This window comes from Methylophaga marina (assembly GCF_030296755.1).
Lineage (GTDB): Bacteria > Pseudomonadota > Gammaproteobacteria > Nitrosococcales > Methylophagaceae > Methylophaga > Methylophaga marina.
In genome coordinates this window covers 2276672-2300334 of the sequence record NZ_AP027741.1, presented here as the reverse complement: position 1 = coordinate 2300334, position 23663 = coordinate 2276672, and the positions used below count along the sequence as shown (strand labels likewise).

General features: G+C 37.0%; 22 protein-coding genes and 3 riboswitches. All 22 genes read right to left on the bottom strand.

Translation table 11 applies throughout. The features are described from left to right. Positions 1 to 45: 45 nt before the first annotated feature. Positions 46 to 1035 carry a glycosyltransferase family 2 protein gene (locus QUE24_RS11805; RefSeq protein ID WP_286304030.1) on the bottom strand — a complete coding sequence of 330 codons (990 nt, stop codon included), beginning with the start codon at positions 1033 to 1035 and terminating at the stop codon, positions 46 to 48. Further along, positions 1032 to 1781, bottom strand: a complete 750-nt coding sequence (locus QUE24_RS11800) for a sulfotransferase domain-containing protein (RefSeq protein ID WP_286304029.1) — start codon at positions 1779 to 1781, stop codon at positions 1032 to 1034. Before QUE24_RS11800 ends, QUE24_RS11805 begins: the two co-directional genes overlap by 4 nt. A gap of 85 nt (positions 1782 to 1866) precedes the next feature. After that, positions 1867 to 2838, bottom strand: a complete 972-nt coding sequence (locus QUE24_RS11795) for an acyltransferase family protein (RefSeq protein ID WP_286304028.1) — start codon at positions 2836 to 2838, stop codon at positions 1867 to 1869. Positions 2839 to 2914: 76 nt separating this feature from the next. Beyond that, complete coding sequence (locus QUE24_RS11790; RefSeq protein WP_286304027.1) at positions 2915 to 3427, bottom strand: serine O-acetyltransferase; 513 nt, start codon at positions 3425 to 3427, stop codon at positions 2915 to 2917. Between the two features lie 9 nt (positions 3428 to 3436). After that, entirely contained in the window at positions 3437 to 4417 is a 981-nt protein-coding gene (locus QUE24_RS11785; protein WP_286304026.1) for a glycosyltransferase family 2 protein, read from the bottom strand. Continuing rightward, a complete protein-coding gene (locus QUE24_RS11780) occupies positions 4407 to 5468 on the bottom strand; it encodes a glycosyltransferase family 4 protein (RefSeq protein ID WP_286304025.1) in 1062 nt (353 codons plus the stop codon). Before QUE24_RS11780 ends, QUE24_RS11785 begins: the two co-directional genes overlap by 11 nt. A 389-nt stretch (positions 5469 to 5857) precedes the next feature. After that, entirely contained in the window at positions 5858 to 6919 is a 1062-nt protein-coding gene (locus tag QUE24_RS11775) for a hypothetical protein (RefSeq protein ID WP_286304024.1), read from the bottom strand. A gap of 142 nt (positions 6920 to 7061) precedes the next feature. Continuing rightward, positions 7062 to 7976, bottom strand: a complete 915-nt coding sequence (locus tag QUE24_RS11770) for a glycosyltransferase family 2 protein (RefSeq protein ID WP_286304023.1) — start codon at positions 7974 to 7976, stop codon at positions 7062 to 7064. Beyond that, the gene (locus QUE24_RS11765) at positions 7973 to 8986 is read right to left on the bottom strand and encodes a polysaccharide pyruvyl transferase family protein (protein WP_286304022.1); all 1014 of its coding nucleotides are present in this window, start codon (positions 8984 to 8986) and stop codon (positions 7973 to 7975) included. The genes QUE24_RS11770 and QUE24_RS11765 overlap by 4 nt, the downstream gene beginning before the upstream one ends. Positions 8987 to 9292: 306 nt before the next feature. After that, a complete protein-coding gene (locus QUE24_RS11760; RefSeq protein ID WP_286304021.1) occupies positions 9293 to 10633 on the bottom strand; it encodes an oligosaccharide flippase family protein in 1341 nt (446 codons plus the stop codon). 148 nt (positions 10634 to 10781) lie between these two features. Continuing rightward, the gene (locus QUE24_RS11755; protein ID WP_286304020.1) at positions 10782 to 11714 is read right to left on the bottom strand and encodes a glycosyltransferase; all 933 of its coding nucleotides are present in this window, start codon (positions 11712 to 11714) and stop codon (positions 10782 to 10784) included. A gap of 198 nt (positions 11715 to 11912) precedes the next feature. Continuing rightward, the gene (locus QUE24_RS11750; protein ID WP_286304019.1) at positions 11913 to 14267 is read right to left on the bottom strand and encodes a hypothetical protein; all 2355 of its coding nucleotides are present in this window, start codon (positions 14265 to 14267) and stop codon (positions 11913 to 11915) included. Positions 14268 to 14406: 139 nt separating this feature from the next. Beyond that, positions 14407 to 15297 (bottom strand): ExeA family protein, encoded by an 891-nt coding sequence (locus tag QUE24_RS11745; protein WP_286304018.1) that lies wholly within the window; start codon positions 15295 to 15297, stop codon positions 14407 to 14409. Between the two features lie 3 nt (positions 15298 to 15300). Continuing rightward, a complete protein-coding gene (locus tag QUE24_RS11740; RefSeq protein WP_286304017.1) occupies positions 15301 to 16143 on the bottom strand; it encodes a CpsD/CapB family tyrosine-protein kinase in 843 nt (280 codons plus the stop codon). A gap of 32 nt (positions 16144 to 16175) precedes the next feature. Beyond that, a complete protein-coding gene (locus QUE24_RS11735) occupies positions 16176 to 17936 on the bottom strand; it encodes a Wzz/FepE/Etk N-terminal domain-containing protein (RefSeq protein WP_286304016.1) in 1761 nt (586 codons plus the stop codon). A gap of 23 nt (positions 17937 to 17959) precedes the next feature. Further along, positions 17960 to 19147 (bottom strand): porin family protein, encoded by a 1188-nt coding sequence (locus QUE24_RS11730; protein ID WP_286304015.1) that lies wholly within the window; start codon positions 19145 to 19147, stop codon positions 17960 to 17962. Between the two features lie 27 nt (positions 19148 to 19174). Further along, positions 19175 to 19726: a polysaccharide biosynthesis/export family protein gene (locus QUE24_RS11725; protein WP_286304014.1), complete on the bottom strand. Its 552-nt coding sequence runs from the start codon at positions 19724 to 19726 to the stop codon at positions 19175 to 19177. Positions 19727 to 19853: 127 nt separating this feature from the next. Continuing rightward, complete coding sequence (locus tag QUE24_RS11720) at positions 19854 to 20369, bottom strand: hypothetical protein (protein WP_286304013.1); 516 nt, start codon at positions 20367 to 20369, stop codon at positions 19854 to 19856. Between the two features lie 32 nt (positions 20370 to 20401). Further along, positions 20402 to 20481, bottom strand: a riboswitch (cyclic di-GMP riboswitch). Positions 20482 to 20662: 181 nt separating this feature from the next. Next, positions 20663 to 21112 (bottom strand): hypothetical protein, encoded by a 450-nt coding sequence (locus tag QUE24_RS11715; protein WP_286304011.1) that lies wholly within the window; start codon positions 21110 to 21112, stop codon positions 20663 to 20665. 36 nt (positions 21113 to 21148) lie between these two features. After that, positions 21149 to 21227: riboswitch (cyclic di-GMP riboswitch) on the bottom strand. 204 nt (positions 21228 to 21431) lie between these two features. Then, positions 21432 to 21881 carry a hypothetical protein gene (locus QUE24_RS11710; protein WP_286304010.1) on the bottom strand — a complete coding sequence of 150 codons (450 nt, stop codon included), beginning with the start codon at positions 21879 to 21881 and terminating at the stop codon, positions 21432 to 21434. Between the two features lie 35 nt (positions 21882 to 21916). After that, a riboswitch (cyclic di-GMP riboswitch) is annotated at positions 21917 to 21999 on the bottom strand. Positions 22000 to 22230: 231 nt separating this feature from the next. Next, positions 22231 to 22347 (bottom strand): sugar transferase, encoded by a 117-nt coding sequence (locus tag QUE24_RS11705; RefSeq protein WP_286306114.1) that lies wholly within the window; start codon positions 22345 to 22347, stop codon positions 22231 to 22233. Next, positions 22320 to 23639: an undecaprenyl-phosphate glucose phosphotransferase gene (locus QUE24_RS11700; RefSeq protein ID WP_286304009.1), complete on the bottom strand. Its 1320-nt coding sequence runs from the start codon at positions 23637 to 23639 to the stop codon at positions 22320 to 22322. The genes QUE24_RS11705 and QUE24_RS11700 overlap by 28 nt, the downstream gene beginning before the upstream one ends. Positions 23640 to 23663: the final 24 nt, after the last annotated feature.

Here is a 23663-nt window from a genome sequence, read left to right as displayed (position 1 = left end):
TTATTCTCGTTTATTTAAGCAATCGGAAACTCGTCGAATTAAGGGCTACTTATATTCAATGATTTTCTGTCGTTTACCTGTTAAAAAGTTTTTATAAAAAGTCATGATACCTAATGTCTGTGGAAACTTAGATAGCACGTTTGAACTGGCAACTATCAATGACATCGAAAGAGGAAAATACTTCTTTGCGTCACGAGCTGTCATTCTCATTATTTGTATTGGATATACAAGCAATAGCCAAAGCATCAACGGCTGCAATAGCGATAGTATAAGTAACGTTGGCAAAATGAGAGACCAAAAAACATTGCTCCTAACTTCTCTAAATCTGAAGCGTTCCTGAGATTGTCCATGGAGATAATAAGATTCAGCATAAGCATGGCCAGCTCTTTTATGACGTTTCCACCATTGAGTAAATTTTGTCATAGCAGCATCATGTAATGTCATATCGGCATCAAGGCGCATAATCTTCCATCCTTGTTGACGCATACGGAAGCACATCTCAGGCTCTTCACCCGCAATCAAAAAGTCTGAATACCCATTGACACTCTGAAAAGCAGAAACACGTATTAATGTATCTCCCCCGCATGCATTAGCATCTCCTACAGGGGTATTCCACTCGATATCACATAACTGGTTATATACGGAGTATTCTGGAAAACGTTCACGCCTTCGTCCACAAGCGATTGCATAATCGGGCGAAGATTCAAGAAATGTATGTGCTCTTTGAATCCAGCCCGATATTACCTCACAATCTCCATCCACAAACTGTATATACTCAATCTCTGGATGCGCTGTGGTTAATACTCTTGCACCTTCATTTCTGGCTCTAGCAGCGGTGAATGGCTTTTGCAAATCCAATTCGATTGTAGACACATCCAACTCCATTGCAGCTTGGACACTACCATCAGTAGAACCAGAGTCAACATAGATTATGTGAACTAAATCATTTTGGAGTGATTTAATACAGCGTACAAGCCGCTCACCCTCATTACGTCCAATTACAACAGCACCAATGAGATTGTTTTTATTTATCATTTCCAACTTGCCAATGATCTTCCCATGATATCTTCTAATTCATCAATATCACTTCTTAATTGCTCCTGAATGAAAGAGATTGTTTCAGGCGTCAATGATGGTTTTTTTGTAATTTTTTCACCTGTAAATAAGCCAGAATCTCGTATTGTCCTTTTTAGTATGTCATTGATGGAACTGGGTAAAGAATGACTCATTTTTTTCAGGAGATTGAATGTTTTGGTATATTGTTTCTTTAATTTAACGTTTCCCAGTGACTTATTACTGTGCTGATTCTGAGTAAGCATTGATGTTTCTAATTCAATATTTAGAAATTGACAAACTTGGTTTACAACTTTGTATTGATCTGATGTGAAGTCATCAAAATCAATTACCAACACATTCTCTCTCTGAAACATTTTGATATAAGGTCTGATCTGAGTAGCGTACATTGAGATATCGATAAAGAAAGGGTTATTCATTAACTCCTGATTTATATCCTTTTTAATAAACTCTCTTTGATATCCATGAATATAGCTAGAAATTATCCTATCAATTGGTGATCTAACTAGATATATGAATTTCAAATTTGGGTTGTATTGATATAAATCAGCAATTAGATTTTTGTTATCGATATGAGGATAAAATGTATATTGGGTAGATGCCTCAAAATAGATTGCACCATCCCTTTCTTTGTATAGCTGATGATATGAATTAAGACTAGATTGCCAGTTTTTTTTGCAAAAAAGCCAGGCTCTTTTTCTGCACATCCCTCCAGTTGAGGGTGCTTGTTTAAAATATCAAATAGCGTTGTAGTAGCACACTTTTGTGCCCCAATAATCATAAAATCTACTTTCACGTTGATTTCCTAGTCAAGTTTCTAGCTAACTGTGTCCATTTTTGCTCGTAATAAAAAGTAGATACATGAGCACAGAGGAAAAGAACAATAAACAGTAGCGGCCTCTTTAAATACTTTTCAAAACCGTCTCCATCACCTAGCCAAGTAGCATGAGCTAATAGTGGGTGAATGACATAAAGCGCGTAAGAAATAAAAGCAATATAAACTAAAACTTTGTTATCGAGCCATCTTGATATTAAGCTCTCATCATTATAGATAGTAGCACCCACTAAATAAGCCGCTAAATATGGCCTAAAATAATTTAAAGCTTCAGTGTCAGGATGACTGGATAGTGCTAGTAATAATAGTGGTATTAATGGAGGAGTTTTCCTCAATATCGTTTTTATTAAATCAAGATTAGAGTTAAAAATAAGCGCTAAAATAGCACCAGATAAAATCTCGTCCGCGCGGTAATATGTATTAACAGCAGCGTAAACATCATGTGTCACCCTATTCAATGTGATACACAAACATAAAATAGGTATAAAAAACCATAAGTATTTTCTTTTAAAGAATAAACAAACAAGAGCTATTGAAAAATAAAACTGCATTTCAACACACAAGCTCCAAAGATGCGATGTGATACCACCAAGTGTCATCGGAGGCCAATTCGCATAAAAAAGCAAATGTGAGATTAAGTATTCTGTTTTTACCTCCCCTATAAGATACACAATAAGTATGTATAGCCAGACCAAGGGTATTATTCGGAAAACTCTTCTTATCAAGAAGGTTCTTATTGGCATTCCGTTGTATAAAAAATGTGTTATCAGAAAACCGGATAATGTAAAAAAGAGTGCCATACCCATTCGGCCAGACGTACTATTGAGCATCCATGATGATGGTCCCAAAGGGAGTAAATGGGCTGATAAAACAAAAAGGATACTAATTCCTCTCCAGCCATCTAACTGTGGCAGTCTTTGTTTTTCCACAAATATGTCCTAATAAGAGCGAAATACAATCAAGTTCATCCTTAATTGTTGTGTTTATTTTCCAATATATACATCGCTATAAATGAGAATTAATTTTGATAATCTTTGCGGGAATACCAGCAGCTACAGCATAATCAGGTAAATCAGTTACAACAACAGCATTGGCTCCTATTGTCACATAGTTACCTATAACTATGTTACCTAGCAACTTAGCTCCCGCTCCTATGTTGACGTGATCTCCTATTGTTGGTGCTTCATGTGGAGAAGTTGTAGTCTTATTCCCAATGGTAACTCCCTGCCTTATAACACAAAAACTTCCAATCTTTGCATTTCCGTGAATCACAATTCCATGTTGATGTTCAATAGTGAGCTGTTGGCCAATACAACAACTGTAGGGTAGTTCGATACCATATTTAAAGCGGACGTGTTTTTCCATGATTCGATAGATAAAACTCAATGGAGCTCTAATTAATTTATTTCTAACCTCCATTCTCCACCTGCCAAATCTATAAACTAAAAGAACACGGAAGCCTGCATGGTTTATTGATTTTGAGTTTGCGATTCTATCTTGAATAATATTGTCGAACATTACTAATCTCTATTTAATCCATGAAAATAGTATTGAGTTTCTCCAAAAGTCCTTCCACATATGAACCGGATCAGAGCTCTTTTTACCTTGTATAAAGTATCTAAGTTTGGTGAAAGAGTAGCCTAGCCCCCATATAAGATCAGCAATTAAGCAATAGAAAAAACCATGGTTCTTTCTAAAATAATATTGACGTGACTGAAACCAATATTTAGGTCTTCTTCGACGACTTACATCACCACTAACCACGCCAGTGCTTTGACCTACATAATGAACAACCTGGCTTTGTGGCACATACCAACACTCCCAACCAGCACGTTTAGCCTGTAAACAAAAATCAGTTTCTTCAAAGTAGAGAAAATAAGATTCGTCCATCAACCCAATATTTTCTAGCATTGAGTAACGCACCAGCATACTTGCGCCTGCTACCCAGTCAACTAAACAACTGTTTTTGGGTATGAACTCAGATGATACGAGATAGTTTGAAAAGTACTTATCAAGCAAGCCAATTCGTAGGCTGGACAATGCTTCGCTTATTAATGAGTGGAAGTTAAATGCTGAGCGTTGTATGTCTCCAGCCTCAGAAACCAGTTGACTGCCAGCTACTCCTGCTTTCGGGTGGGTTTCCATAAAGTCAATTAGTTTACACAAGGCTGATTTTAATATTTTTGTATCTGGGTTTAGAAGAAAAACATAATCAGGTTGAAAAGCAAGAGTTTCTATAGCGTAGTTAATCGCTAGGTTATTACCGTAAGAAAAACCGCCATTAATATCTGAGCTAACCAAGGAAACACTATCGTGAAGTTTTTCATTTTGAATGAAATCAGTAAGTAATGATATTGAATTATCTGGTGAGTGATTATCAACAATCACAACTCGAGCATTGAACGCTTCTAGCTCACTAACAAGGTCTGGTAATAATTGACAAACGAGATTGGCCGAGCAGTAATTAACTATAGATATTACAATTCTGATATTAGAATTATGGTTCATTTGAAATCTCAGTTGCAACCGGAGTTAGTGTAGCTGGTTTTCCTATTATCATTTCATAGTACTCAGAAAGCTGTTTTTTTGTATTCTTCAAGTCATAATTACTAGCCATTTCAAGGCCATTACGTCTAAGCCTTTCTTTAAGACCATAATCTTTTTGAATACGAATTATGTTCTTATAAACACTTTCACAATCTCCATCCTTTGACACAAGGGCAGTATGCTCATTTATCATAAACTCATTTGCTCCACCACCAGTAAATCCTATAACAACACAACCACAGGCCATAGCCTCTAATGGAGGAAGTGAAAATCCCTCAGGGTAACCTAAGGTGACGAATATTTCGGCAGATTGATACTCCAGAACAAGTTCAGACTGTGATAATCCATCAACAACGTGTAGTTCTATATCTGCAGTCGAAAGCAATTTCTTTAATTGCTCTAGGTCTGCTGGATTCTTTCTGGACATCGCCAGTACTCTATTAGGTATTCTTTGTATATTTGATTCACAAAAAACATCTAGGTCAATTCCATTTGTTATCGTCGCTGCTGGAATATTCATTTTCTCTGAAACATATTCTGAACAATACTGACTGCATGTAAACACATGATCATAGCCCAGTTGAATATAGTCTAGATGCCTATCTTCTGGTTTAAGTCTTTTTATAACACCCCACCAATTTTGAACAAAGATTACCTTCAATGCATCTCTAAATACCAAACCTTCATACGGTTCAAACTCAGTGGCGACTACAACGTCGCCTTTTTTAATATTTTCTTTTTCGTTCACAAATGTTTTAATTTCATTGTTATAGTCAAAAAAGTTACCCGAGTAATCTCCCATCATCAAAGGATAAGCATCATAGCCAAGCTCATTCAGCATTTGGCAATGTTGATAAATTACTTTAATACCGCCAACTGGTTTTTCTTTTTTTGTAAAACAACTACTTGTATATTGAAAAAGCTGGCCTTTGAATATAGATTTAAGTGCAGCTATAAAAGACCACTTTCTCCTAACCTTGATATCAGGAATTAAATAATAAATTTTTTTCATAATTTTTAGGCTTTATTAATAAATACAGGATACTGATACACAAGATAATTCTAGAACTTCATATTGAATACAATAAGTTTCACTCTATTTCAGTATTCTTTATAGTTGAGCCCCGATTCTTATCTAATTCGTTTAGGCGCCCCAATAAACTTCCAGCAAGTAGCCAATATAAACCATTATCAATTAGTGAAGAGTTAGGAGTTGGTCTATCAGAATGATAGATAAAATTAAGGTATGTGCTGCTACCGACCTCTGCACAGACATATCCTGACCTCTCAACAATTTCTGATTACGAAAACTAGTCCATATTGGCAGTATCATGAATAAAAATGTACTTAAAAAGCCGACCCAACCATACTTTCCTAAAATAATGATCCAATAACCATCTGTCACAGAAATATCTTTACCAGTTTCAGGGTCAAAGACTCTACTGCGAGCCCATCCCCCCAACCAAAAAGCGGTTTCTCATTAGCATGATTTAGCAATATTTCTTCATTATCAAACCTATATTTCAGCGAACCAGCTCGCTCCTCGCTATAAGTTGCTGCCAACTCGTAAAGATCTTCATGAGGAAATAATCCTGTTGCAGACGTGAATGGGTAGGTGATGAATACAATTGCAATGATTACTGACAATAATATCTGCTGCGTCGGTTTAAGAAAATAAATAGACAGCAATAACAACGTTCCCATCAAAAGTGCTCCCAGACTTTTCATGAGAATTAAAGTGATCAAACAGATTAATAACCCAAAATTCAAACTGTAACGAAAGATCTTCTGGTTATTCTTTTTCAACAATGTCCAGAAGCCAACACCAATAGCTAAAAACATGGCAACCAATAGACCATGCCCCATAAAAACTATAGCTCTGAAACCACCGCTTCGCTTCTGTTGAACCCATGAATGTGGAAAGTAACCATAAATTTGTTGATGTAGTTGAGGACTCATTCTTATTTCGTATAGAGCAAAAAATGAATAGACAAAAGCAGCTAACGCAAAGTAAGCAATTAATTTTTCATGTGCTTCAGTATCTCTAAAATACTTTAGACCAATAAAGAATGGTAAAAAGTACAAAAAACTCACTATCGAGTTTGTTAGGCCATCGTATAGACTGAGAGGTCTTAAAAATAAGTAAGGCTCTGTGTTTGTAACTGCAGTGATAAATGGAGACACCAGCAAAACAGCAAAGACTATTTTATATTTCAGAGGTAGAAGTCCGATCCCAATCGGTACTTTCTTCAGCAGCAAGAAAAAAAGTATCGTAATAGTTGTTATTGTGAATTTATCAAGAGGAGGTAAGATAGGTAGGTCTATTGACATATGTGCTGGAAGAAACATATATGCTAGCAACAGTGATAGTAAAGAACCTTTTCCTACCCGGTAACGGTTTATCAGATAAACTACTGCTAGAGGCCAGATTATAAGAATAACATTAGCAATAGTATTCGGCATTTTAAATTTAACTTTTCATATTTTGAGGAAAAAATCAGGAAATATAGTTCAATGACGTATGAATATCATGTCTATTCATTTCGCTTAAAACACAATAGAATTTACAAATTGATAGCTTCTATTTTTCTACTCATTTAAAACCTTACCTGCCCCTCAAATTACACATCAATAAGTTTAAATTTCTCATATGAAAAGGTTCTAAACTCACTGCCTTCAAAAGATATTTCCACGCAGTCTTTTTATTTCCTGCTCGCAGCGCCCACCAAGACCACTTAATGTAAACATCATATAATCCTGGACTATGGTTTATGTTATTTTGGATATTAACATCATTAAAGAGTCCCCTACGGAAATTAGCATCTTTGATTGCTTTCAGTATCGAATCGAGTTGTTCTTTTCTTTTGCTGTAACCAACACTTGATACATGTTGGCGGTAACTCAAAAGTATATCGACCATGTTAGCAAGATCGCCAAGCTCAGCAAGTCGAAGAAATAAATCTATATCTTCAGCATGAGGATAGCTTTCTCTGTACCCATTAACTTTTAGTAATGCTTTCTTTCTTATTGCAGCAGTTGGATGAACGATTGATGCGCCAGCACCTTTTAAATTTTCTTTATCAATATCTTCATGCTCAGTTGGTACATCCAAAACTCTGATTGGTAATGACTCGTCATCAATAAGTAGAACTCTGGAACCAACTGCAACGCAATCTGGATGTTGTTCCAAGTAAAGGATTTGTTTCTCAAACCTATCAGGATAACTTATATCATCTGCATCCATTCTGAAAATAATCTCACCTACAGACTGTTCAATCCCTATGTTAAGTGTTTTGATGAGGCCTTTGTTTGACCAAGAAAACTTTTTGCAACGCCTATCTCGACTGACGTAACTATCTATTATTTGTTCTGAGTTATCGTTGCTACCATCGTTAAGAAGTAATAATTCAAAATTTTTAAATGTCTGATTCAGTATTGAATCTATTGCACTATTCAAATATTTTTCTGCATTGTGTACTGGCAAGATTACGCTAGCTTTTATGTTTTTGTCTTTTTTCATTTTACAAATGTTTTAAGTTGTAAATATGCATCTTTACCGGCACAGACTTGCTGTTTAGCACGCTCTAAAAGCTTACTTCTCTGACCATCTGCTCTAGACCATGCAACATCTAAATATTCTGATAACTTATCTATACCATCGTCTAAATATAGAATTTGTACACCGACTTCAAATTGTTTCAATAAACCCATAAACTTGTAATCATAATAGTTTGAAGCAGTCAGCCCTATCACCTGTATACCTTGAGACAAAGCAAACAGTGCAGCATGATAACTACCAGTTATTACAACTCGGCATTCTGACACTCGTTGAATAATATCTTCTACTGACAAGCCTTCTTCGGTTTCATTGTCCTGTTGACTACTCAGTCGCATTAGACTTATCAAAGATCTTATATCAGACTCATCTCCCGGGACTAAAGAAATAGGTAGTAGTTGATAAGAAGTTTTTTTCTTATGAATATAACCTTGAATAACATCACCTAGTTTTTCAATCGTTCCACTCGGCAAAGTTGCATAAGATGCATTCCTTATATTTAGTCCGAGTTTATTTCCTAGAGATTCTGTACGAAGTCTATAAGACATCTCTACGGCATCGTCACCACTTACAAATACAGATGGTTTTCCTTGGGAAGACATCAGAGAATTTAATAGTTTAGGTGAAAATTCACCTTCCCTCAGAGAAATAAGTTTCAATCCGTTCAACACGCATTTGAATTTTTTAACGAGGTTTTTATTTGATAAAGGTCCAAGGCCCTGCCCTAGCATGATTGTAGGTCTGTTGTAATACTGAGCTAAAAGTATCACATCAAGTAATTTCGATGCATGATCGGAAAAACTATCATTTACGTATCCACCTCCGGTAGCAATTACAATATCAGACTCTTTGATTAAGTCCATTACACTTTTCGAAGCTAGATAATTTGAACTCTCAGCTCCAAACCTCCAAGATATGATTTTTAAAGCCAGGTTAGGATGTCGTGTCTTAATATAGCATTCATAATTGAGCAAGGATAACTGAATTTTTTTGGGAAAAAATGCCTGAGCCCACCAATAAGGTTATACCCACTCAACCAAGCTTTTTTTGAACTCTGGCTAAAAAACTCAGCCCTAGGTACACAAGAAGCCAACTTGCTTTTTTCGGCTGAGATGACATGTATAGTCGCCCTAGGCCATAACTCACATAACCTTTCAACAGCAGCCTGTAACATAGCAAGGTCACCTATATTATCTAACCCGTAACCACTATTATCAATAACTATTTTCAATGTCTAACAACCTATTGCAGCAATGTGAGAGAGTAGTGAGCTCAATGGTTTAGTCAAATATCATGCCGAATACTAAGCCGATAATGAATACAGGAATAACATACAGTTCTTTTTTTATATCCATAAGCCCATATTGTATCTTATAGAAGAATGTCAGTATTAATCCTGGAAAGTATGCGGCAGCAAGCCCCCATACTGCACCTATATCACCATCTAGTTGATAACCTACAGGAACTAAAATTACCATAAAAATGAGTCTTGACAACATTAAAATACTCATTATTTTAGGTTTACCCATTACTAAGTAGAATTGCCCCGCTACTCCAAATCTAATAACAATGAGTACTAATGATAATATTTGCAACATAAAACCTGAATCGGAGTACCTATCATCGTATAGAAGATCGACCAAGGTACCACCTGACTTAAAGAGAAAACCAGCAATAAACAAACAAAAGATGTCTATTGGCAGACGTAGTTTATAGTATTTCTCTTTGATTTTATCTGGCGATATTCTATTTATTTCTCCTAACGCAGGAAAAACCACACTACTAATCACTTTTGAAACTAAAACCTGTAATGAAGAAAAAAGTAGGGCGGCAATGGAGTACAAACCGAATGATGTTGATGACATAACTCCACCCAAGAGTAACTTATCACCTTGGTTTATGAGAAAACCAAGTATTGATGATAGAAACATCCACTTACCAAAATGGAATATTTCATCAAATGCTTTTTTATCCCATTCGAATTTATTTTTTCTTCCTGGGAGATAGATGTGGCCCATAAAAACTTTTGTAAGTCCTGCAACTAATGCTCCGTATACCAGCGCCCATATAGAGCGATCATATGACACCCAAACAAGCATAAATACTAACCCACACAGTTGAGCTATTAACTCTAATTTTACTATCCGTTTTAATTGAAGTCCCCTGTTTTCAGTGGCAATTTTAGTGGACTCAAAACCTTGTATTAATGGAGAGAGGGATAAGATAACTAATACTTCAGGAAGTAGTTTAGATGCATAGACGCTGCTATTATCTATTAATCCAACATTATTCACATATGCAAGAATGTATGCGGCTAACAAACAAAAAGAGGATAGAAAAAAGCCCCTGATGATTTGTACTACCCATATAGTGTTTAAAAAATGAGGATCACGCCCACGCTGACTTTGAATAATATTTTGCTTCAGGCCCAAGTCTGAGAACATCGCTAATCCTATAATAATGATATTGGCGATTGCCATAATGCCGAACATTTCAGGCATTAATAAACGTGTCATTATTAAATTACTGAATAAACGAATTGCCTGGGTTATTAAATGACCAGAGAGAGTCCATGAGAAAGCATGGATAATTCTACTTCTCAAACCAGTTTCTGAAGACACCAAAATCCTTTACTAGAGAAGAGCTTTCTTAAAAAAAGCAGACTAAAACTTATAGGCTAGCTGAAACATCATTGTTTGATGTAATAAAATTAATATTGCATATTAAGTTCGTAAAAATTATGTATTGAAAGCTATGATAAAAATGAAATTAATTTTTGAGAATTGAGTTAATAACGCTAATTACATCATTAGAGATGGCCTCACCTGAGAGAAACTCATGAACATATTTTATACCTGCCTCTTCATAGTGCATTCTTAAAGTATTATTTTCCCAAATCATTTTTATTTTTTCGACCATATCTTGAGTTGACTGAGGTTCCAATAAGATGCCATTGATTGAATCTTCAATATAATCTCTTGCGCCGATGCTATCAGTAACCAACACAGGTGTTTGGTGCATCATTGACTCAATCATTGTGATTTGTCCTGATGCTATTTCAGTATTTTTTATAGGAATAATACTCATTGCCGCATCTTGATAAAGTCGATGACACTCATCTAAGCTCAGGAAAGATAACCATTTCATATTATTTGGTATATCTCTTTTTGGTTTGCATCTGTCAGGTGCCACAATTATAAATGGGTAGACTGTCTGTTCTGCTACTGTTACTAAAGTTTCATAGTCTCGATTTGCAGCTCCCATACTTAAAATGTATTTTTTGGAGCTATGTTTTTTTTGAAACTCAATAATCTGCTGTTTTCTGAATCTAATAAATACAAAGTCATCTTTTTTTCTAGCCAAAAAATGGCTATATGTAACGGTCTCTGCCGAGGAAGGAACAATAAATTTATTTACTGCACTCAAACTAAACTTAGCAATCGTTTTTTTTATGCCTTTCTGCAGTGTGCCTAGATTAAAAGCCCAAGCTAGAATAGGAATTCGAAGAAAACTGAGTTTTTTTCTTATTCCAACACATACAGCTAAAGGCGGGAATGCTGTAACGATAATATCTGCATTGTTAACTTTTGCAGCCTTAATAACTCGTTTACTGTGCGACCAGTAATCAGACCAATCAGATAAACTCGTCTTTGAACGGCTTCTATCATGTTGATATTGAGGTGAGACAAAAATAATATCCAAGTCTGGGTTATTTTTTTTTATTATAGCCCACAGATCATTTGGATCTGAAAGATTGGTCTCATAAGGCGCAGCTAATACTAATTTCAGCCTAGTATGATATTTGTCTTTTATGATAACCTCCAGAGGGAATAAACCGTATTATAAAATAATTAAATCAGTGTAAATGTTAGTTAATGAATATCTGACACAGGCCAACCATTAAAATGATGGTGCTCTAGTCCTTAAATACTCCAACATATTAGTTATATCAGGATACTCTAAATAGTTATCTTCTAGTCTGCTCCGAACTCCCTCTATATAAGTGTCATAGCTATCACTACCAGTATATGAGTTCAATAAATTAGTATTATATTTAGGTAAATATGAATTTTGATATGAAGTAAAATCTTCAGATTTGTTTTGATAACTCTCAGCCGAAAGACCAATATTAATGAATTTGTTCATAAATATCGAAACATCCCTATTCTCACCATAAACATCAATACCTTTAATATTTGTAAGTGAATTATTTGTTTGATCAGCCATCAAATTAAAACATACACTTCCTGTATCCCAATCATCGATTTGCATATTCCATGATAGCTCTCTATTGGTAGGTTTAGTCCTTCCTATATTACTAAAAATGTTATGTGTTACATTTATATTTTTCCATCTATAGCCATTATTAAAATCAGTATTACCACCTAATGAGAAACCAACCTCACCTTCAGTTACAATATTATCGGTTATAAGATAATTATATGCTCGAATACTATTAGTCTTAGTTTGTTTATCAGAATTTGCTGTGAATTTTACACCTATACTTGAAGATCTTGAGATTAGATTCTCTCTCAGAATCATATTTGCCGAATCGATTATATAAGCATTATGGTTAAACCATGTAGCATAGCCATAAGATTTGGTATTGAGGGCAACAGATAATGGTCGTTGTTGATACCATCCATTGTGATCAAACAAATTTTCCTCAATTAATAATCCATCGACATATGCAATAGATGCACCTTGTGAATGACCTGTATCGCTATATGCATTTAGAATCTCATTTCTTCTTATAACAACATTTTTATGTCCCCCACCGCCACCAATTACAATATTATTTTTGTAATAACTCACACGAACATTCTCAATTAGTATGTTGTCCGATTGCGAACCAGAAATACTAGCTATGCCAATAGCATTTTGTTTCATGTTTCCCCAACCTGAGAACCCTGTAGAATTAGGATCAAGCTTGCTAGGGTATAACTCTATACCTACAATAGCTATATGACTCTTACTCCCCATCATTAATGCTGTAAAGTTTTTAGAATCAACTACAGGTCTTGTTTTGTCATTTCCATATGCAGTAAGAACCATTGGTGCATTTTTTGATTCACCAGATTGTAGATATAGTGTTGATTGAAGCTCGAAGGAATCACCTCTTTTCAAAAGAATCCAATCCGGACGTCCTTTTCTCACGTGCTTATAAGCTTTAGCAATTGATTGAAAAGGAATGATATTGACTGGTGTATCGATATCCCCAACTTCAGAAGGGCTATAATATCTTGCTTTGTCATCATTACCTTCCGATGAGCTCACATAAATCAATCTTGAAGAACTATCTGGTGTTATTTTCGACCAACCGTCATTATCGTGCTGGTATTGGTGTATTTGATATTGCCATTCAGCTGTTTTATAACATGCAGAGCTATGACTTTGGTCAGGTATTTCTTGAATAGGATTATTTTCAGTAAGTGGTTCATCTTCAGGGCTTTCATTAATGACATCCTCATTCGAATCCGACACTGACTGAGTATCAGGATCATCAATAAGGTTTTCAGGGGCTCCAAAAGTCGTATTACGGGCATTAGCTTTAGAAGTCATGTTAGTTGGTAACTCACTAGACTCCATTTGACTTGATGATTGAGAAGTCTGGTTAGTAGAGTTATTAGAGTTTGCCCCTCTGCTTGAGCCTCCCGAAGAACTGCTTGATGAGCTGGTTCTTCCAGATGAATTTGAAGACTGAGTTGTATCATTCGTATTGGATGAAGTGATACCAGGTAAGCTAATAGGGGACGTTTCTTGTGTTCTGGCCAGAGTCACTTCGTCAGGATCGCTGACAAAATCTGTTGTTACGGGTTGTTGATCAGGTTGGTTATCATTAACAGCTGGAGGAACCCAAGTTAAGGACTCTTCTTGACACTGCCTTTGGGACATCACTTTAGCTTTCATGACTTCTTTATTAAATTCAGAGAGTTTATTGCCTTCCCAGGCCTGATAATTAGTCCATTGGGGACCAGCTTTTATCAAAATCAGATCACCATTATCTGTATCAGCCAAAGATTTTGCCTTTTCAATACTCTGAAAAGCTGCCACGTTGTTCGCTTCATATGGGTTACGAACATTGTCTAGGGAGTATATTTTTGCGAGCTGATCACTTCCGTTGTATTGGTTAACAAAAATAATCTTTGAAGATTTATTGAAATTATTATTAGTTACAATGCAATCAGCCAATACTTGCGTACTTGTCAGGAACATGCCAAAAATTGCTAAAAATATATTATATTTGATTGACATAACATGTACCTCTCAATATGTGTGAGTCATGCGTAACTCTAACGCTATCCATCACTTAATACTAGCTCCATAGTTGATGAACTTCTCATTTAGAGAAATATTCTTGTGCAAAAGAATATCTTAATTAACTTGAAAGAAATCAGACCAGATGGACATTGTATAACTCAAGAAGCCAACTACGAACACGTTTAACATCTGGGTTTTGGCTGTCTTTTGTTTTAATAATGGTAGATGAACGTTTATCTTTAATCATATCAATTACCGTATTGACATTGACCTCTTTCGAATCATCAGCAAAAGCATATACTAGAGCAAAGTCACATAGGTTATTGATACGCCTTGGTACGCCTTCGCTATAGCAGAAGATAGCAGCGCAGGCTTCATTGGTAAAAATCTTATGGTCTGCACCGGCAATTTCCATTCGGTGTTCAATGTATTTTTGTGTTTCTGGATAGCTCAATGCTTTTAGATGATATTCAACGCCAATTCGTTGAGCAAACTGTTCAAGCTCGGGTAAATTAAGTTTATCACTGAGTTCAGGCTGCCCAGTTAATACCAACTGCATAAAGATATCTGCATCAATATTAACGTTTGAAAGTAGCCTTAACTCTTCCAAAGCCTTAACTGATAAGTTTTGAGCTTCATCTACAATCAGAACAATTTTTTTACCTTTTGCATGTTGTTCAACAACAAAATCAACATAATCACGATAACGACCCGCATTATCAGTGGCTGAAGATGGTATTTCTAGTGCATCAAGCACCCACTCCATCAATTCACCGAACGATTCACTCGTGTTATTAATCAATCCGATCAGGTATTCATCATCCAGTTTTTTTAACAGAGACCGAATTAATGTTGTTTTACCCGCACCAATCTCTCCGGTAACGACTGTAAAACCCGCCTGACTCATTAAGCCATATTCGAGCATGGTTAAGGCTTTTTTATGTACAGGGCTAAGATATAAAAACTTAGGATCAGGTACCAGGTTAAACGGCTTGAAATTCAGACCAAAATGTTCTGTATACATGAATTAATAATTCTGATGGGTTGGATGTCTTTCTGCTTTGTTAAGCACAGTCCCGACAAGATGTGAACCTTCTAATAGCTGTAATGACTTTTTAATGTTCTCTTCATTATTTTTCCCGTCTTCCAGCACAAGTAAAGTACAGTCAAAATAATTCGAAGACATTAAAACATCGTCCGTCTGTAACAAAGGCGGTACATCGAAAATAATTAATCGAGAGTTGTATTGCGATTTAATATCTTTCACTAAAGATGCCATTTTTGGACTTGATAGTAACTCGGCTGAATCTTCAGCTCTTCCCTTCCCTGGTAATATAACTAGCCTCTCTACGCCAGGGTTTACTAGCACATGGTGAAGATACAAATCATCTTCTAGATATTCTTTTAATCCCGCCTCCACATTTAATCCAAAGTAGCTGGCAATCGAAGGATTTCTCAAGTCCATATCGACTAAAAGCACTGTCTGATTGAGTTCCATAGCAATGGCAACGGCGAGATTAGCTGAGACCAATGATTTACCCTCCCCCGCTGTTGGCGAGGTAATGGCAATTGTTTGCCAATCATTCTGCCGCATTTTTTGCAACACTTGTGTACGCAACATACGGAACACTGCTGATTGCGGATTATTGTAATGACCGGCAATAACCCGGTTGTTTTCCAGAACACTCGGTGGTGTTTTAACCACTTTTGTTTGTGTGTATTCAATATTCTGTAAAGGCGGAGCTAATGGATCTTCAGGAAAAGAAGTGTTTATATCATTTTCCGTAGACACAATTGTATTTTCTGGCTCACCCTCGATCCCAGCATGCTTCTGCTTTGCTTTGTCTAAGGCTTTTTGAATTCTATCCATTCTTATTTCCTACTCGAAGAATCAGGTGACAGTTAAAGCAAGCTGACTTTTCGCATTAATCGATACCACAGCACTTCGAGGTTCATCACATAAAAGTGTACTGCTATCACTGATGCGATAACTAACAGAATTGCAATAATGATCCAGCGGTTTCTTAATGTTTTTCTGCGAGCCAGTTCTCGAGTTGTTGTAATAATAGGGATAACAACCAGTGGTGATTTACCAACAATATGAGTAACTTGTGTATACCCTCTTACCCCACCAAAAAACATCTCAACTAGAAGTGCTAAGCCTAAGCCTGCACCTACAGATGCGCCTAAGCCAAGAACGAGTAATTTAGGCCTGTTAGGTTTTTCTGACTTAGTTGGTACTGCAGGAGGTTCAATTAACGTAAAGCTTTCACCTTTGTTTTCTGACTCTAAGTTCTGAGCCAGTTCAGCTTGTAATTGCTTAGCACGTAATTCACGATATTTGGCTACAGTGTTTTCATGATCGCGTGTCAGCTCATCATATGCCCGCTGAACTTGGTATGTTTCCGAAACACGGCGTTCAAATTCAGCAAGTTTTGTTTTAATCTCTTCCTGGCGAACTCTTAAGCGAGAGACTTCATTTTCCGTTGAGTCTATCTTAGATTTAAGTTGCACATAAGCTGGATTCAATCGTTCGGATGATGACGTTGTTTCAGCTGGCTGACTGTCAGCGTTTTCCAGGCGTTTTTCCAGGCCGGCAATCTTATTTTTTTGTGCTTTTATATCAGGGTGATTATCGGCATATTTTTCACTCAGCGTATTTAATTCTGTCTTTGCCTGGTCTAATTCAGCTTGAATGATTTGAGCATCATTCCCTGTAACACCCAGCTCTTTTTCTAATGCATCAATTTGTCGTTTAACTCTGACTACATCTGGGTGGGTGGGTTCGTATTTTGATAATAAAGTGCTGTATTCAATTCTTAGTTGTTCCAGACGCACTTCAGAGGTGTTTGGTTCATTTGCACTAGTTGCCGTCACACCTAAGGGTAAGTACATCGGAATAGTAGAAAGCTGTAGACTTAATGTGGTGATTTGATCTTTCAATAATAAAATTTCATTTTGATTGGTACTTTGTTCATCACCCAAACGCTGTATCATCGAAAGATTGTACTGTAATAATTCAGGGAGACTACCGCTATAACGATCTTTAAACTCGGCAATTTGTTTTTCTAACTCACGTACTTTTGCTTGAAATTTATCGCCCTCCTCCTTAAGAAAGTCTTTGGTTTCTGCAGCACGGTCTGTGCGGGCTTTGACGTTTTCATTGAGAAACTCTGTCACAAGCTCGTTCGCTACTTGCTGTGCTTTTTGTGGTGATTTATCCATGAATGAAACGGTAAAGGCGATACTGGCTCGCTTTGCACGCCCACTAACTGGATCAGTCACATTTGCTTGAACCAAATCCACACTGACATTAGATTTAAATAAATCGACAATGCCTGATGTGGCAGCTGTTTTTTGACGCTCAGCACGATAAAGATCATATTTTCTGACCATGTCCATCACTCTGGATGTCGTCATTAATCGTTGCTTAATCACTTCGATACGCTGGTCAGCATAACTCGTGACTGTTGAACGGACTAAGTCATTGGGAATTTCTTGTGACTCAATCAGTATTGTGCCTTGAGATTTATAGGTAGCAGGTAAAGAAAAAACTACCACTACAGTTGCTATGGCTAGCAGCACAGCAGGAATAATAACCCAATATTTTCTACGCCAGAGAATATTAAGATAGTCCCCTAAGCCCTTTACTTCTTCTTCCATTTATTATTGCTCTTTGCTGTGATTTAGCGAGAAAAACGAATACCATTCCAATTGTAATCGATGTTGAATGTGAGCGCATTGCCATCTACATTCTTTCCATCTGATTCATCGACGCTTCGATACCTGTATCCAAAAACAAGAGACCAGTCTTCATCTAACTTCCAAGATAAACTAGGTGAAAAATCAAAATATTTTGTTTCTGTGCTATCTAAATCATCAGCACTACTATATTTACGATAGCTCGCAGATAAGTTACCTGTAAGCTTTTCTGTGAAGTTTCTACGATAAGTAATGGTGTAGGCATCTTGCTCATTAACATCCCCCTCACTTGAAGGTGTTAACGATCTACTTGCTGATAAAGTATAACTATTCAGCTCATCTTCTCGGGTTGTACTGATTGAGTAATCTAATCCTGTACTTTGATCCGATGTTTCTGGACCAATTACCGGACTATTTTCACTATCCAGATAACGTGCACCCAGCAAGCCATTGACCGACCAAAGCTCAGATAGTTGATATTCACTAGTCAAGCCCAGTGAATAAGAATCATATTGATTATCAAGCCTGTCTGATTCAGCTTGATAATTAACGTAGGTAAACGATAAGCCACCATTTAGTCTTTCTGTGTATTGATGCTGCCAAGCTAAGTTCAAACTGGCTGTTTCATTATCCGTGAGGTTAGATGACGAACCAAGAATTGAGTTACTGTTGCTTGAGTCATCAGATTGTTTACGCGTTTGATAAGATAAACTCGTGCTTATAGTGTCCAGCTCCGTCAGCCTGTAACTAAATGATGGTGAGATACTCTTTGTAATCGTTGTAGAAATATTACTAAAGTCCGCCGTATCCTCTTCAGCAATATCCCGTGACTCACGTTCAGCATAGTCTAATTTCAGTCCGTAAGTACTTCGCTCGGTGGCATAAGTCGTATTAAAACTCGCAAATGGGTTTTCTTTATCAAGTTCTTTTAAGTCTTGATATCGACTAATTCTATACCCGAGACGTATTTCAGATGTCGAGTTCTCTAATGAGCGAGTTAGTGAAAGGGTTGGATCAATGTTCAAGCTAAAGTCATCTAACTCATCTTCCCGAAGTAATTCATTATCATCGTATTTAAATTTAGGGTCTGCCTGAGCATTAAATACCCATTCAGCTGCCGACGCATTGTTGCTTAGTAACATAGGCAACAGTAGCGGAATATATTTTATCATTGACACGCTTCTCAGCTATTATTCTGCTTAAGGTACGATGATGACGTCACCGCTTTCTAGTGTGATATTGGTATTCAGAGCTTTACCTTTTTTTATTTCAGCAAATTTAACCGGTAAGACTTGTTGAGTTGTGCCGGCTCTTCGTAGCACGATAATATTGTTCTCTTCCGCGTATGGCGATAACCCACCGGCTAAACTTAAAGCTTGCATAGCATCCAGAGGTTGATTCATTACAAACGAACCTGGATTTAGGACTTTGCCTAGAATGTGTACCCTATTACCTTCAACGCTAGTAACAGAGACTGTGACAACAGGATCAGCTAAGTATTCACTGAGTTTTTTGGTTAATTCTTCTTCGACGTCAGCTACTGTTTTATCTTTAGCAACAATTTCACCGGCTAGTGGGAAAGTAATAATACCGTCTGGCAGCACGACGGCTTGTTTTTGTAACGCTTCCTCATTCCATACTGAAATATCTAGAATATCGCCCGAATTTAATAGATAACGCTGGTCTGCAAAGACGCTTGAGGAAAATAGGGAAGTGAGAATCAAAAAGAAGAAAATGAAGCGTTTTGACATGAGGGAAAATCCTTATCTATAAATGACATTCAAATTTGATATTAACACTCTATTTTTCAAAAAAAAGGGAGCTTTTGCTCCCTTTCAATTTGTCACAGTAACTTACTGTTAATATAAATCTTAATTCTTATGCAGCAACTGCTGATTTTCTTCTAAGCCCTAAGAAACCTAGTAAAGCTGGGGCAAACAAGAATAATGCTGCTGGTACTGGTACTGCAGATACTGATACTTTGTATTCTAGCTTACTACCGCTGGCATCGAATATATCGAGGGCATACACTTTGCCTTGTTCTAAGAAAGCTATGAAGCTAGTGTTACCAATGATATCTATCGTTGTGTAAGCTCCACCAAATAGACCAAAACCCAAGGTAGCAGATTCCAGATTGGCTTGAGGCTCAAATGACCATTCAATTTTGACAGGTGTATTAGCATCGACTGATTTTATATTGTATTGTGAGTACCATCTATCTTTACCAACTCCACCAAGCTCCTTAACTTCTCCCGAACCTGATACTGTTGAACCAGATGCAGTATCAACAACTTGCGTAGCTAAAAAAGAATCCTCTGTAGACAAATTCAACGTTGCGGCATTGACGCCGACAGAGAATGTAAAAGCAAAAATAAATAGCATCACTTTTTTCATTATATTTTTCCTTATGTATAAGCAAAAATTAGCAATGCAACCCAGCCATCTCCTGCATTGAAGACCTGTGGCTTTCCGCCCTCACCTCACGATGAGTTTGGCTTATTAATTATCACGTCAATCGTATGATAATCGCTTATCTGACTTTTTCTAGTTGATTAAATAATACGAAACTTTTTCAATTGAAGTCTATTGTACCTTAGTACAACTTTATATGTCAGAAGCAAAAACCAATTACCCCATTAATACAAAAAAGGGAGCATAAGCTCCCTTTTTTATTAAAACTGTTATTTCTATGCTGCAACAGCAGTTTTTCTACGCATACCTAAAAAGCCTAATAAAGCTGGGGCAAATAGGAATAATGCTGCTGGCACAGGCACTGCAGAAACACCAAATGACATATTACCGGTAGTAGGCAACACATCAAAAGATACAGTATAAATACCTGATACAAGATTCAAGATTGTTGTAAAATCAGGGGCTATAGCAAAGATCTCAGAACCAATTGTCAATGTTCCTGAGGTAAATTTTGACGTTGGAGAGAAATCAAAATCAATCGCTGCTGGACCATCGCCAATCACTTCAAGTGAAAATGTAGTAGTAGTGTCACCAAATGAAGCACTTACAGCACTTGTACCGTTATCAAAGATAGTAGCACTATCTGTTGTTGATAAATTATATGTGGCAGCGTTAGCAGCAACAGAGAACATTAGAGCTACTACAAATAGCATCGCTTTTTTCATAAATAAATTTCCTTACACATAAATTGAAAAAACAAGCAATGCAGCCCAGCCATCTTTGCTTTAAAGATCTGTGGCTTTCCGACCCCGCCTCACGACGAGTTTGGCTTTAATCAATTATTAAATTACTAATTTAATAATTACCTATCTGACTTTTTCAGATGATTTCATATTACGAGTAAGGTTTGGTTGCTGTCTATTGTACCTTGGTACAATGTGCCTAATTAGTTTTAATTTTCAAGATTATAGGATATTAAAATTAGCATTATGCCAATAAAAAAGGGAGCCTATGCTCCCTTTTTTATTTTTGTGTAGCTCTTACTTACGCTGCAACAGCATTTTTTCTACGCATACCTAAGAAACCTAATAAGGCAGGGGCAAACAAGAATAATGCAGCTGGAACAGGTACAGCTGAAACACCAAATGACATGTTTCCTAATGCAGGAGTAATATCAAATGTGACACTGTAGATACCAGCAGCTAGGTTCAGAATTGTTGTAAAATCTGGAGTCACTGCAAACACTTCCGTGCCAATTGTTAAAGTCCCTGCAGAAAACTTGCTAGCAGGCGAGAAATCAAAATCGATTGCTGCTGGACCATCACCAATCACTTCCAATGAGAAAGTGGTATTAGTATCACCAAATGCAGCACTAACAGCGCTCGTACCACTATCGAAAATAGTAGCACTGTCTGAAGTTGTTAAGTTGAATGTCGCCGCGTTGGCAGCAACAGAGAACATCATAGCTACGACAAATAGCATCGCTTTTTTCATAATAAACTTCCTTATGCATAAGTTGAAAAAACAAGCAATGCAACCCAGCCATCTTTAAAAGTTTTAAAGATCTGTGGCTTTCCGACCCCGCCTCACAGCGAGTTTGGCTTTAATTACACAACATCTAACCCGCTGACGTTGTGTAAGATCATATGATTATGATCTTGCTACAAAGCCATCACCGTTGATGTCTATTGTTCTGATTGCTATTGAAAATAATGACGATAACGAGTGTTATCTAACATCAATGATTGATGCTTCTATTTCAATAGAGTTATATAATACCGTGTCTCACGGCAGGCAACAAGTTTATTTTCCTAAGTAAAACTACTGATACGCAATATGGAATTCAATAGGCGTTTTTACCCACAAACCCTTTGAATATCGTCAAGAAAATAATCTCAATATCTAATAACAATGACCAGTTCTGGATATATTTTAAATCGTAATGCACACGACCCTGCATTTTGTCCAAGGTATCAGTTTCCCCCTAAAGCCATTTATCTGGGCTAAGCCCGTAATACCTGGTTTGACTTTATGTCTCAACATATACCCTTGAATCTGAGCGCGGTATTGTTCGTTATGTGCTACAGCATGAGGCCGTGGGCCTACAATCGACATGCTCCCGCCTAATGAATTAAAGAATTGTGGCAACTCATCCAATGATGTTCTTCTCAAAAAACCGCCAAATGGCGTGATACGGCTATCATTCTTTTGTGCCTGTGTGACGGTATCTCCATCTTCTGTTACGGTCATCGTACGGAATTTCCATACCTTAATTTTTTCACCGTCCATGCCGTAGCGAGTTTGCTTGAAAAACACAGGCCCTTTCGATGTCAATTTAACCCCTGCGGCAATCACCATCATAGGAATAGCAATCATCATCAGGATAAGGCTGCTTAGGATAATATCTTCCAGCCGTTTAAGGATACTGTCGATACCAGCAAAAGGGGTTTCATAGACTGAAATAGCGGTGATTCCCTGGTAATCGACCCATCGGGAATTAAGCAAGTTAAATGTGAATAAGTCAGGAACAAGATACACAGAAGCCGTACTATCGGCTAATAGCTCAGTAATATGTCTGATTCTATGCTCAGCAGACATAGCCAAGGTGATGTAAACAGTATCAACCTTCCCTGCCTTACAATCTTCAATGAGTTGATTGAAATCACCTACTTTCTTATTTGTGACGACCAGATTAGGTTCTGTTTCTACCCGTTTTTGTGAACGATCATCATAGTATCCAACCAGTCTGAACCCAGACCAATCCATTTCGTTGAATGCACGTTCCAAACGCTTACCTAACGTTGTCTCACCGACAATGGCTACATTTCTGGTATTAACACCACGAGCTCGAAGTATGGCCAATGACGTTCTTACAATGGCATGCCAGGAAATTAACTCTATTGGTGTCAGTAAAAACCATAAGAAAACAAAACTATCGAGGTAGGTACCAGAATGAATAAAGAAAATATCAATCATGACCAGAATGAAAACGCTGGTAAACCATGAAAACATGACGGCAGAGACTTCTTCCCTTAACGCCGTACCCCGCCACGAGCGGTAGGCATCCTGTGACTCAGCAAAGAAATTAAACAATACAATTGCGAACAAAAGACTCCAGATATAAAGTACATCCCAGGTCGCATGGAAAATATCGAATAAAGCTAAAAACGTTAGCAGGATAATACCGCTATCAATCAGTCTTGATATGGCATTAATTTTTGCGTCGTATTGTCTGATCCTGCCCTGAGCCATCTGTGCTAATTTATCCTATCGTTT